General features: G+C 49.2%; 8 protein-coding genes and 3 rRNA genes. 2 read left to right on the top strand and 9 right to left on the bottom strand.

The features are described from left to right. Positions 1-2: 2 nt before the first annotated feature. The 8 genes from rbsD to MKY59_RS03050 all read right to left on the bottom strand — a co-directional run bounded on the left by rbsD (position 3) and on the right by MKY59_RS03050 (position 10444). A complete protein-coding gene (rbsD, locus tag MKY59_RS03085; protein WP_339275932.1) occupies positions 3-404 on the bottom strand; it encodes a D-ribose pyranase in 402 nt (133 codons plus the stop codon). Next, on the bottom strand, positions 401-1282 hold the full coding sequence (gene rbsK, locus MKY59_RS03080) for a ribokinase (RefSeq protein WP_339275931.1): 882 nt from the start codon (positions 1280-1282) through the stop codon (positions 401-403). Before rbsK ends, rbsD begins: the two co-directional genes overlap by 4 nt. Next, positions 1275-2264, bottom strand: coding sequence for a LacI family DNA-binding transcriptional regulator (locus MKY59_RS03075; RefSeq protein ID WP_339275930.1), 990 nt, complete (start codon positions 2262-2264; stop codon positions 1275-1277). Before MKY59_RS03075 ends, rbsK begins: the two co-directional genes overlap by 8 nt. Positions 2265-2640: 376 nt before the next feature. Then, complete coding sequence (gene ybaK, locus MKY59_RS03070; RefSeq protein WP_339275928.1) at positions 2641-3123, bottom strand: Cys-tRNA(Pro) deacylase; 483 nt, start codon at positions 3121-3123, stop codon at positions 2641-2643. A gap of 197 nt (positions 3124-3320) precedes the next feature. Beyond that, positions 3321-3437, bottom strand: a 5S ribosomal RNA gene (gene rrf, locus MKY59_RS03065). A 77-nt stretch (positions 3438-3514) separates the two neighbouring features. Then, positions 3515-6439 (bottom strand): 23S ribosomal RNA (locus MKY59_RS03060). A gap of 320 nt (positions 6440-6759) precedes the next feature. Continuing rightward, positions 6760-8311: ribosomal RNA gene (locus tag MKY59_RS03055) — 16S ribosomal RNA — on the bottom strand. Together the 16S, 23S and 5S rRNA genes form the textbook arrangement of a ribosomal RNA operon. Before the next feature lie 549 nt (positions 8312-8860). Beyond that, positions 8861-10444, bottom strand: coding sequence for a histidine-type phosphatase (locus tag MKY59_RS03050; RefSeq protein WP_339275927.1), 1584 nt, complete (start codon positions 10442-10444; stop codon positions 8861-8863). 391 nt (positions 10445-10835) lie between these two features. On the opposite strand from MKY59_RS03050, the gene MKY59_RS03045 reads away from it, so the two are divergent. Beyond that, on the top strand, positions 10836-11135 hold the full coding sequence (locus MKY59_RS03045; RefSeq protein ID WP_339275926.1) for a sulfatase/phosphatase domain-containing protein: 300 nt from the start codon (positions 10836-10838) through the stop codon (positions 11133-11135). Positions 11136-11557: 422 nt separating this feature from the next. On the opposite strand, the gene MKY59_RS03040 is transcribed toward MKY59_RS03045, so the two are convergent. Continuing rightward, positions 11558-12004: an SgcJ/EcaC family oxidoreductase gene (locus MKY59_RS03040; protein ID WP_236417445.1), complete on the bottom strand. Its 447-nt coding sequence runs from the start codon at positions 12002-12004 to the stop codon at positions 11558-11560. A gap of 506 nt (positions 12005-12510) precedes the next feature. Here MKY59_RS03040 and MKY59_RS03035 point away from each other — a divergent pair. Then, on the top strand, positions 12511-13011 hold the full coding sequence (locus MKY59_RS03035) for a MarR family transcriptional regulator (protein ID WP_339275924.1): 501 nt from the start codon (positions 12511-12513) through the stop codon (positions 13009-13011). Positions 13012-13124 lie beyond the last annotated feature (113 nt).

Raw genomic sequence — 13124 nt, 5'->3', positions numbered from 1 at the left:
CTTTAACCGAATATGACGCCCGATTGCAAAATGCAATTGGCATACGGCGTGGCTTCACCCGTGCGGATGACCGCTTTGGCTTGCCTGGTCAGCGCTTTGAATTGTTCATGGCTGACCGACACGTCGACGGCTTCGCTTCCGAACGTCTCCGTAACGAACCGCAATGCCGCCGGGTTGCCCTCCTTAATTTCTTGCGCCAAAACCACTTTTTCAACGACCATATCGTCTGCGATCAATTCGACGACCTCCCGAAAGCTCGGCGTTCCGAGCTTGAGCGCCAAATCGATTTTGGCAACCCCCTCAGGAACCGGAAGGCCCGCATCCGCGATCACAATCATGTCCGTATGGCCCAAATCCGACAGTATTTTGGAAATATGGCTGTTCAGCATTCCTTGCTTTTTCATTTCAGGCCTTCCTCCACTTCGTGTCGCATCGGCATGCCGCCTTGTGCCCCGAACTTTGTCACGGATAGCGATGCAGCCCGGTTCGCGAATCTAACGCTGTCTTGGAGCGGCTTGCCTTCCGCCAAAGCGACCGCAAATGCGGCATTGAACGTATCGCCTGCCCCCGTCGTATCGACTGCCTCCACCTTGTACGTCGGCACGACGATTTCTTGTTCCCCGTCAAAGTAGCGAACCCCGTTGCTGCCTTCCGTAATAAACAATTTGTTCGGATATTTCCGCAGCGCTTCCGCAGGCGTCATGCCTTTAAACAGGATTTCGGCTTCATGCTCATTCGGCGTGATATACGCTGCATTGTTGATGACCTCATCGGGTAATGGTCTCGCAGGAGCCGGATTAAGCAGCAGCGGAGTCCCGCTTTCAGCGCAAATGGTGCTGACGCGAACAACCGTTTCTTCCGGGACCTCCTGTTGGATGAGCACGATGTCGGCATTGCGGATCACGTTCGCCGCTTCGTCGACATATTCAGGCGTCACTTCGCGATTTGCCGCTTCCACGAACACGATACTATTATCACCTTCGGCCAATATGATATGAGCCGTTCCGCTCTCCATATGTGTAACCGGTTTCACATTTTGCACATCGACACCGTTTGCTTTGAAGTTGTTCAAAATGTCTGTACCGAACGCGTCGTCGCCTACCCGGCCGATCATGGACACTTCGGCACCCAGCCTTGCCGCGGCAATCGCTTGGTTGGCTCCCTTCCCGCCAGGAACGGTTTTGAAGCTGTCGCCAAGGACGGTTTCACCCGCCCCCGGCCGTCTTGAGGAAGTAACGACCAGATCCATGGAGCTGCTTCCGATTACGCATACTTTAGCCATTTGAATTCACCTTTCTTGTCGTGCCCCGCTCAATGAAGCTGACGGGCAGCTGTATATGTTTTGTATCGATGGGCGCTTGTTCTACCAGATTGATCAGCAGACCGGCCGCTTCCCTTCCCATCTCGTACGCCGGTTGGCGGATGGTCGATAGAGCCGGTGACAGCAGGCTGCTCATCGGGATATCGTCGAAGCCGATGATCTGCAAGTCTTCTGGTACTTTTTTGCCGATTCGCAGCGCCTCATGAAGTACTGCCATCGCCGCAATGTCATTGCTGGCAATGACCCCGTCCGTATCGCCATGCTTGCTAAAAAGCTCTTCCGCCCATAATCCCACATCATTAATCGAAAAGGACGTGGTCTGGACTACGCGATAATCCAAACCGGCTTCGCGAATGCTCTCGATCGCGCCCTTGAAGCGGTCCTGCGCAGGTTTGATATGTGCCGGTCCCTGCATGACCGTGATTCGGCGGCTTCCCCGCTTGATAATTTCCCTGGCGGCCAGCCGGCCGCCTTCTCTGCCATCCGCAAATACGGACGGACTGTCCAACGGGGTCCTGTCCAGGAAGACGACAGGGATCTTTAAGCTTTCATATATGTGAGAATGAGGATAATTTGTTGAAGAAATTACGCCGACGACGTTATTCTGAATAAAGGTTTGGATGTAATCCTGCTCCTTCTGTTCATCCTCATCGCTATTTCCGAAAATCAACCTGAATTCCTGTTCCTGCATCCGGTCCTCCACCCCGCGTGCAAGCTGCGGAAAGTAAGGGTTTGCAATATCCGGGAGCAGCAGGCCAATCAGTTTGGACTTGCGCTTGTATAAAGAGCGGGCCACCTCGTTTGGAGAAAAGTTCAGCTGCTTGATGGCATCCTCCACTTTCTTGCGAGTGTCTGCATGAACATAACCTCTTTCATTAATGACCCTTGATACGGTGGCTACCGAAACGCCAGCCAAATTCGCTACGTCTTTGATCGTTGTCATTGAACTTTTCACCTCTGAATGTGTAACCGGTTACAGACATAAAAATATCACACTTTGTTTACTGTGACAACCCCTTTTTTGAAGAAACCGATTGATAACACTAATCCTTTCCCTGAAATAGGAAATGCAGAAGGACTGACCGGCGTAAGAATATTGGCTGAAAAGCCGAATAAACCACGATTAAATGAAGGGGTACACCTCATCACCTGGCCTCTAAGGTATGAAACAACTGGAAGCATTCTGGCTGAAAACTATTCATCATAAATAACCGGCCACTGTTCAATGAAGTAATGATCGTGGCCGCTTGAGCAAAACAAGACTTTTATGAGATTGCAGAAACTTATACGTGGAAAGGAGAGCTTCTTAAGGCTACCGTTTAGGAGTCCTTAGTAATATCCGCTGGAAACACGTCGATGACCTTTTGCAGGTCGCCTAACGGCAATCCAAGCTGATATCCAACCCGCCCACCCGAAAAATAAATGCGCTCCGCGTCTGCTGCGGTCTGGTCGATATATGTCTTGAACGGCTTCTTCATGCCGATCGGCGAGCAGCCTCCGTGTACATAACCCGTGAGAGGCAGCAGCTCCTTCTGAGGAATCATCTCCAAAGCCTTCTCCCCGGCCACTTTGGCGGCCTTCTTCAGATCCAGTTCCTTCTCGATCGGCACCATGAAGACATAGTATTCTTTCGAACGATTGGAGGTCACGAGCGTTTTGAATACGCAAGCAGGATCTCTACCGAGAGATTGGGACACTTCAAAGACATCCTGCGTTTCGTTGTCGAAGACGTTATATTCGTAATGGATCTTCATTTGGTCGAGGATACGCATTACGTTCGTTTTGTCCGTTTTTTTAGCCATTTTCATCACCAAAGCCTATTATATAGGACATCGCTGTCGGTATTCCACATCCCCGGCATTCAAAATTCACGGACCCAGACAAATCTAGACCAATTTGAAGCAGGTCTCCACATCGCTGTCCTCATCGTATGGAAATGAACACACTCAAATGAACATAAAAAAACACACTCGAAATTATTCGAGTGTGTTTTTGAAGTGCTTGGCGGCTTCCTACTCTCCCAGGACCCTGCGGTCCAAGTACCATCGGCGCTAGAGGGCTTAACGGTCGTGTTCGGGATGGGAACGTGTGGAACCCCTCCGCCATCGCCACCAAACGATTTTTCAATTCAGAGATTGCTCTCTGAAAACTGGATTCGAAACGAAACTTACGATCTTAGAACCTGCATTTTTTTTGGATAAGCCCTCGACCGATTAGTACTGGTCAGCTCCATGCATTGCTGCACTTCCACCCCCAGCCTATCTACCTCGTCGTCTTCAAGGGGTCTTACTAATTGGGAAATCTCATCTTGAGGGGGCTTCACGCTTAGATGCTTTCAGCGCTTATCCCGTCCGTACATAGCTACCCAGCGGTGCTCCTGGCGGAACAACTGGTACACCAGCGGTACGTCCATCCCGGTCCTCTCGTACTAAGGACAGCTCCTCTCAAATTTCCTACGCCCACGACAGATAGGGACCGAACTGTCTCACGACGTTCTGAACCCAGCTCGCGTACCGCTTTAATGGGCGAACAGCCCAACCCTTGGGACCTACTTCAGCCCCAGGATGCGATGAGCCGACATCGAGGTGCCAAACCTCCCCGTCGATGTGGACTCTTGGGGGAGATAAGCCTGTTATCCCCAGGGTAGCTTTTATCCGTTGAGCGATGGCCCTTCCATGCGGTACCACCGGATCACTAAGCCCGACTTTCGTCCCTGCTCGACTTGTAGGTCTCGCAGTCAAGCTCCCTTATGCCTTTGCACTCTTCGAATGATTTCCAACCATTCTGAGGGAACCTTTGGGCGCCTCCGTTACTCTTTAGGAGGCGACCGCCCCAGTCAAACTGCCCACCTGACACTGTCCCCGTACCCGATCAGGGCACCAGGTTAGAACCTAGATACGATCAGGGTGGTATCCCAACGGTGCCTCCACACAAGCTGGCGCTCATGCTTCTCAGGCTCCCACCTATCCTGTACAGATCGTACCCAAATTCAATATCAAGCTGCAGTAAAGCTCCATGGGGTCTTTCCGTCTTGTCGCGGGTAACCTGCATCTTCACAGGTATTAAAATTTCACCGGATCTCTCGTTGAGACAGCGCCCAAGTCGTTACGCCATTCGTGCGGGTCAGAATTTACCTGACAAGGAATTTCGCTACCTTAGGACCGTTATAGTTACGGCCGCCGTTTACTGGGGCTTCGGTTCACAGCTTCGGGATTACTCCCTAACCGCTCCCCTTAACCTTCCAGCACCGGGCAGGCGTCAGCCCGTATACTTCGCCTTACGGCTTCGCACAGACCTGTGTTTTTGCTAAACAGTCGCTTGGGCCTTTTCACTGCGGCCCCCTCGTGCTATTCACACTACCGGGGCACCCCTTCTCCCGAAGTTACGGGGTCATTTTGCCGAGTTCCTTAACGAGAGTTCTTCCGCGCGCCTTAGAATTCTCTTCTCGCCTACCTGTGTCGGTTTGCGGTACGGGCACCTTCATCTGGCTAGAGGCTTTTCTTGGCAGTGTGAGATCATGACCTTCGCTACTGTAATTTTCACTCCCCATCACAGCTCAGCCTTACGGTTAGCGGATTTGCCTACTAACCAGCCTCACTGCTTGGACAGGCATCCATCAGCCTGCGTCACTACCCTACTGCGTCCCCCCATCGCTCGTAACGATTTACGGTGGTACAGGAATTTCGACCTGTTGTCCTTCGACTACGCCTTTCGGCCTCGCCTTAGGTCCCGACTTACCCTGAGCGGACGAACCTTCCTCAGGAACCCTTAGGCTTTCGGCGGATCAGATTCTCACTGATCTTTTCGTTACTCATACCGGCATTCTCACTTGTATAATGTCCAGCGCTCCTTACGGTACACCTTCAACCCTTATACAACGCTCCCCTACCCCTGATCATAAGATCAAGCCATAGCTTCGGTGGTGTGTTTAGCCCCGTTACATTTTCGGCGCAGAGTCACTCGACCAGTGAGCTATTACGCACTCTTTAAATGATGGCTGCTTCTAAGCCAACATCCTGGTTGTCTGTGCAACTCCACATCCTTTCCCACTTAACACACACTTGGGGACCTTAGCTGATGGTCTGGGCTGTTTCCCTTTTGACAATGGATCTTAGCACTCACTGTCTGACTCCCGGAAGTAAGTCTATGGCATTCGGAGTTTGACTGAGCTTGGTAACCCTTGCGGGCCCCGCACCCAATCAGTGCTCTACCTCCACGACTCTGTTTTCCGAGGCTAGCCCTAAAGCTATTTCGGGGAGAACCAGCTATCTCCGAGTTCGATTGGAATTTCTCCGCTACCCCCACCTCATCCCCGCACTTTTCAACGTGCGTGGGTTCGGGCCTCCAGTGCGTGTTACCGCACCTTCACCCTGGACAGGGGTAGATCACCCGGTTTCGGGTCTACGTCCACGTACTCATTCGCCCTATTCAGACTCGCTTTCGCTGCGGCTCCGGCTTCTCACCTTAACCTTGCACGGGAACGTAACTCGCCGGTTCATTCTACAAAAGGCACGCCATCACCCATAGATCGGGCTCTGACTTCTTGTAAGCACACGGTTTCAGGTTCTATTTCACTCCCCTTCCGGGGTGCTTTTCACCTTTCCCTCACGGTACTGCTTCACTATCGGTCGCTAGGAAGTATTTAGCCTTGGCAGATGGTCCTGCCGGATTCATACGGGGTTTCACGTGCCCCGCACTACTCGGGATCCGTCTCGGAGAGAACCAACTTTCAATTACAGGGCTTTTACCTTCTATGGCGGGCCTTTCCAGACCTCTTCGTTTAACCGGCTCCTTTGTAACTCCATGTGAGACGTCCCACAACCCCAGAGAGCAAGCTCTCTGGTTTGGGCTGTTCCGCGTTCGCTCGCCGCTACTGACGGAATCACTGTTGTTTTCTCTTCCTCAGGGTACTTAGATGTTTCAGTTCCCCTGGTATGCCTCTCCTGCCCTATGTATTCAGACAAGAGTAACTGGGTATTACGCCAGCTGGGTTTCCCCATTCGGACATCCCCGGATCAAAGCTTGCTTACAGCTCCCCGAGGCAGTATCGTTGTTCGCCACGTCCTTCATCGGCTCCTAGCGCCTAGGCATCCTCCGTGTGCTCTTAGTAGCTTAACCAATTGCTCGGATGAGCAATGCAGTTTTCACTAATATATAAACTTGTTGACACAAGTTCAGCTAGGATGATTGTTCATCGGTTGCTTGAACCGAATGAGCATTCATCCGAAAAGGAATGTTCTAATTCGCATTTTTCGTTTCGATATCCAGTTTTCAAGGAACAATCTCGCTTGCTTTCAGGCCGTTCACGGAATGTGTCGGTCGAAAGTTACGAGCATGTGTTTGAGAGTTTGAACTCTCAAAACTGAGCAACGAGTGAGTAAGTGTGCAGCTGAGCTGCTTATTTGAATGTCTTCATCGCAGAAGACGATTCTCCATAGAAAGGAGGTGATCCAGCCGCACCTTCCGATACGGCTACCTTGTTACGACTTCACCCCAATCATCTACCCCACCTTCGGCGGCTGGCTCCTTGCGGTTACCCCACCGACTTCGGGTGTTGTAAACTCTCGTGGTGTGACGGGCGGTGTGTACAAGACCCGGGAACGTATTCACCGCGGCATGCTGATCCGCGATTACTAGCAATTCCGACTTCATGCAGGCGAGTTGCAGCCTGCAATCCGAACTGAGACCGGCTTTTTAGGATTAGCTCCACCTCGCGGCTTCGCAGCCCGTTGTACCGGCCATTGTAGTACGTGTGTAGCCCAGGTCATAAGGGGCATGATGATTTGACGTCATCCCCACCTTCCTCCGGTTTGTCACCGGCAGTCACCTTAGAGTGCCCACCCGAAGTGCTGGCAACTAAGATCAAGGGTTGCGCTCGTTGCGGGACTTAACCCAACATCTCACGACACGAGCTGACGACAACCATGCACCACCTGTCTCCTCTGTCCCGAAGGAAAGGTACATCTCTGTACCTGTCAGAGGGATGTCAAGACCTGGTAAGGTTCTTCGCGTTGCTTCGAATTAAACCACATACTCCACTGCTTGTGCGGGTCCCCGTCAATTCCTTTGAGTTTCAGTCTTGCGACCGTACTCCCCAGGCGGAATGCTTAATGTGTTAACTTCGGCACCAAGGGTATCGAAACCCCTAACACCTAGCATTCATCGTTTACGGCGTGGACTACCAGGGTATCTAATCCTGTTTGCTCCCCACGCTTTCGCGCCTCAGCGTCAGTTACAGCCCAGAGAGTCGCCTTCGCCACTGGTGTTCCTCCACATCTCTACGCATTTCACCGCTACACGTGGAATTCCACTCTCCTCTTCTGCACTCAAGTCATCCAGTTTCCAGTGCGATCCGGGGTTGAGCCCCGGGATTAAACACCAGACTTAAATGACCGCCTGCGCGCGCTTTACGCCCAATAATTCCGGACAACGCTTGCCCCCTACGTATTACCGCGGCTGCTGGCACGTAGTTAGCCGGGGCTTTCTTCTCAGGTACCGTCACTCCTTGAGCAGTTACTCTCAAGGACGTTCTTCCCTGGCAACAGAGCTTTACGATCCGAAAACCTTCATCACTCACGCGGCATTGCTCCGTCAGGCTTTCGCCCATTGCGGAAGATTCCCTACTGCTGCCTCCCGTAGGAGTCTGGGCCGTGTCTCAGTCCCAGTGTGGCCGATCACCCTCTCAGGTCGGCTACGCATCGTCGCCTTGGTGAGCCGTTACCTCACCAACTAGCTAATGCGCCGCAGGCCCATCCTCAAGTGACAGATTGCTCCGTCTTTCCAGTTCTCTTCAGGCGAAGAAAACAAGTATTCGGTATTAGCTACCGTTTCCGGTAGTTGTCCCAAGCTTGAGGGCAGGTTGCCTACGTGTTACTCACCCGTCCGCCGCTAAGCATCAAGGAAGCAAGCTTCCTATCAACTCCGCTCGACTTGCATGTATTAGGCATGCCGCCAGCGTTCGTCCTGAGCCAGGATCAAACTCTCCAATAAAGATGAATTTCGGTCACGAGGTTAATCGCGATGAAAATCATCTGAGGTATTGAAAAGAGCGATTAGCTCATTTGAATCTGACGAGATAAAATATCTCAATGTTGCTCCGGTTTTCATACAGTCATACGACATGTACCAAAAACCTTCGCATTACTCACTCGTTGTTCAGTTTTCAAAGATCAAACTTCGTTTTCGTTACTAAGTTGTTGTCCTTAGCAACTCTTATATCTTATCACACCCGAACCAACTTTGCAAGCAATTTTTTAAGTTTCTTTTCTCGAAGCTTATTTGCTTTGCTTGCCGCACCATGTTTCTCGATGTTTTCTTGGCCGGAATAAGAATATACCATAGACATTCAGCACTTGTAAATAGGTTTCTCAAAAAAACTTTATTTTGCCGATGCTCCAGCTATAAAATTACAACACATAAATGCTCCGCCTCAGGCGATCATCGTTTCCATCCCCGTGAGCTTCATCGTATGTGGAACATCTAATAAAGAGGCCGCTAAACATTAGCAGCCCCTGGTACCCTCTATAATGATAACCTCAGTTAAAACTTTTCTTGCAACAGCTTAATATCATCTTCCAGACTGCTGTCCATATCTACCCCAACCGATTTCAGCTTATTTTCATAATATGCTTTGACATCATCCCATTTGTAGTACGGATAACTATTCGTTTCAATCGGGAAAGCAATTTCTTCTTCGTTGCGCAGCATCTTAACAAGATAATCTTTACCGTTGGAATACAGGATCCACTGGATATTGGCACCCATCGGGGAGATGACGGAACCATCCCATTTTGTACTCACTTCCTTCGGATCATCTACGCTGACATTAGCGCCTTTAATGTCCAAGAATGAGGAAAGAGGAATGATGGTTTCTGCATGGGCAAACCGGAAGACTCCAGCTGTATTTCCTTCCATTAGAGACTGGTCTGTGGAATTAATCAATTCTTTAACTAAAGGCGCAACGATATTCTGTGGCAAATCAGTCGACGTTAGGGATGGTCCTTTTTCATAAAAGTCGTTGATATTGTCGATGCTTTCATACCACTTTAATTGGTTTGTAGTGAAATATTTGCCGAACTCAAAATTACCCTCCTCTTTTAAATTAGAAGAGATGATGTACAGTTCATATAGATTGGAGGCGGCATCTGTCGGGTTGCTCAGTTTAACCTTTCCTTTATCATCCTTCAGCTTAAACTCCCCGGCTTCCAACCTTTCATAAAAACTTGGTGAAATGAATTGTAAAAGAAGCTCCTTCGCATATCGCGTGCCTGTTTCCTGTGAGGCGTATTCCTCAAACAGCTTTACCCATTCCCCATCTTCTGCATATTCGTTATATTTCGTCGCGATGTCGAATGGTCTTAAATACGGATCTTTCCCTTCTTCGAAGGTGGATGTACGAATGTCCAGGTTTTCGTCTCCCAGGCTTTTCTGAAGTCCCTCCAAGAAGTTGTCTCTACTCTGAGGCGTCCGATCCTTGAAGGTAGCTTGTGCAATGATTTTTTTATCCGGACTGAATATATCTTTAAAGTTTTGACCCAGTCTGGCTCCGATCCCCTCCAGCTCTTCTTCACCCAAGGCGGAAAGCAAACCGTAATGGTCTTTTTCCACTGCCATCAATTTTACGATCTCATTTTTCAATTCTCTTCCTTGCTCGGTGATCTGCCCATCCTTCTCAGCAATTTGGAGCAGTTCCAAGAGCGTTTTATCGTACTTGGAGGCAGATAAGTGCCTGGAGCCATGTCTTCCCACATAATTGACAAACACAGGCTTGTACCCTTCCGGAACTGATGTATACGTCGTTTCCTTAAAAGGATATGGCGTCTTGGTCCCACGGTACCCTTGCGTATCATTCACTTGCTGGCCCACTAACACCGAGCGGGTATTTTCGTCCCAGCCTACCTCCTTGCCTAACGCTTCCCCGATCGCTCTCGCGGGTACATAGGTTACCCCATTGTAGAGAAATGATTCTCCTTCCATCTTTTGTCCATTTATGATCACATTGACGGACTGCTCGGATACCTCGATCGTTCGTTTAAAGCCCGCACCATAAACATCAATTACCGCTACAGACGTTAACAAAGCAAGTGCTGCTGCTGAAATTCCGATTTTTTTTATGTTTTTCATGTAGTTGGCTTAGCCTGTCCCCTTTATGTTAGATTCCTTTTTCAGCTCACCAGATTATAGGGGAGAACTATCATTGCAATTTTAAACATTGTTAATTTTATGTAAATTCTAAAAAAATTGCTCGTTCGTTGAAGAAAAGAAAAAAGCGCCTGCAAATCAAGGCGCCTTGTGTGCTTCTTCATTTCTTTTATAAAAGTTCAAGCATCGTTTTGATTTTGGAGTTCAGCTTTAAAGTATTAAGGATCAGTTGCAACGCTTCCGCTCTTGAGGCTGTGCCCTTTGCATTGAGGTCCCCATTACCATAACTTTAATAATGCCAGCTTGGGCTACCATTTGAATGGGATTGGAGCTATCAATCTTGTTTTGGGCTATCCCTTGGAAATCGACGATCTTGGATAGAATCACTGTCGATATTCACCGCAGCATCTCGGGGCCGGATGTCCGTGAAGAGTTCTATGTCCCCAACGAGCCTGAGGAGCTGTATGATCTGGAGAAGGACCCGCTTGAATATACCAATTTGATCGACGACCCCGATTATGCTGAGATAGCCCGGGAACTTCGTACCAAAGTGGAACAATGGATGTCCTCTACTGACGACCCGCTGCTTCACGGTCCGGTTGAAGGCATCGAATCGGCAAAATGGGCGGAGGAAGCCCGTTACGGCAGAGCATATATTCCAGGAAACAAATAATAAGAAAAACGTCTATCGACTCGACGTACTTTCCAAGAAGACAGACCGTCTTTATTACGGAGGACTTCATGATCAATACTTAAGGATTTCGCAATGCTTTTAATCCCTTCATTCCTGATAAATATTGATGAATAGCTTCTATCTTCAAGTCTAAATTAAATTTGGACAAAAAAACTGCACCTTCAATTGTTAGATGGTGTCTAAACAATTGGGGTGCAGTTCACGAATTAACCGGCTGTCTTCTTAAAATATCATTCTCAGGTCTGACGGTGCATCGGATACTCCGATAAACTTTTATTGATAAAGATCGTTTTAATGGTCTCGCCTTCTTTGACGACAAAGGTCGGCGTATACGGATAAACTTCCCCGTTGACGATCCACTGGTTTCGAACAATGCGTCTCTTTCTCTCTACAGGCAGGGGTTACTTGCTGAGCTTCGTAAATATTTTTTGCATAAGGCCCGGACCCGAAATTCGACTATTCTGGAAAGAGGCTATTTTCCACTCGCCGTTTTGTTTAACGGCGACATTCGTGTTAATGGAGTCTCTTTTCTTCGGCGCTGTCTTTTGCCATCTGAGTTTGACCGTACCCAATCCATGAAAAATGGCGAACTCCGGCGTAATGAAATGAATCTTCTTAATCTCGCCTTCCAAAGTCGATCCTCTCAGCACGCTGTTCCAAAGCTGCTGATGCGTATCGGCAATCGCTTTTCTCCCTTGCAGATGCTCCCCCTGAAACGTGACATAGTCGGCATCTTCCGTGAAACAGGCCCCATAGGCCTCTCCATCCCCTCTGTCCCAGGCCAGCTTCAGCTTCTCAAACAAATATTCGATCTCGCTTACACCCTGTACATTGCGATTTTCCATCATTATGCACGCACCTCATTGTTATTTTCCGCCGGTAACGCGGATTTCTTCACCATTGACAAAACTGTTCGCGGCGTCCCAGATAAAGGATCAGATTCGCGACGTCATCGGGGTGCCCGATCGTCCTGTCGGAAACGATCGCGCATATCATTGAGCATCTGTTGCGGCAACACGTGCGTTACCCATTCCGTTCACGTCAGTTCAGGTATGCCCACGTTATAAAATATCCCGCTGCCAGCTCCACCGCCAACATGCGGCTGAAGCCGTGCAAAGCCGCTTAGGCTGTCAGGTTAGCGGATTCATTCAGCTTGTTGGCGTGAACCAGGCTGGTAGACACGTGAATCGGCCGTCCCCATTCCCCAATTGCTCCGTTCTTCGTCAAAAATAATTTGCGGTCATTTAGCATTGTGATATACTGACTTCATAAAATTCTTAATTTACTTATTTTCTTAATTCATTATATATCTTAATCAATTAAGATAATTTAATCTTATATTGGAGGTTTCGCTATGTCAAGAGGCAATTCCCTAGAGTTTCATGACCTATCTCCATCGCAACAGGCTTTGCTTTACGAATTGCGCCAAAACAGCGCGCGAGCCGTTATGCTTCACCAGCTCATTTCGGAAAAATTGGGGTTGAATGCGACCGATCACAAGTGTCTGGACTTTTTAAACCGTACTGGTGCCGTAACCGCCGGACAATTGGCCCAATTAACCGGTTTGACGACAGGCGCCGTGACCAATGTTATCGATCGGTTAGAGCAGGCCGGCTATGTCACCAGGGATAAAGATCCGAACGATCGTAGACGAGTGGTGGTCAAGCCTGCGGAAGGGCGTTCCGCCGAAATTTCCCCTCTGTTCCAATCGGTTATGCAGTCCACACTTCAGATCCTGTCGCGGTACGATGAGCAGCAAACGTCTCTGATCCTTGAATTCATCCGCCAGTGCAACGAAATGACGCTCGCTGAAATGGATAAATTGAAGAATCAGGAAGATTCCAACAGCAATTAACCGTAAAAAAGGCTAGTGCTCCAGAAGCACCAGCCAGAAAATAATAATCTCGAAAACAAAGCGGGCGTCGTTGGTTTAGAGAAATGAAGGAGCCCTCAGAAAGTTTTAAATGA

It is taken from the genome of Paenibacillus sp. FSL W8-0426 (assembly GCF_037969725.1).
In the GTDB taxonomy this organism is placed as follows: domain Bacteria; phylum Bacillota; class Bacilli; order Paenibacillales; family Paenibacillaceae; genus Paenibacillus; species Paenibacillus hubeiensis.
This window is presented reverse-complemented; position numbering and strand designations above follow the sequence as displayed.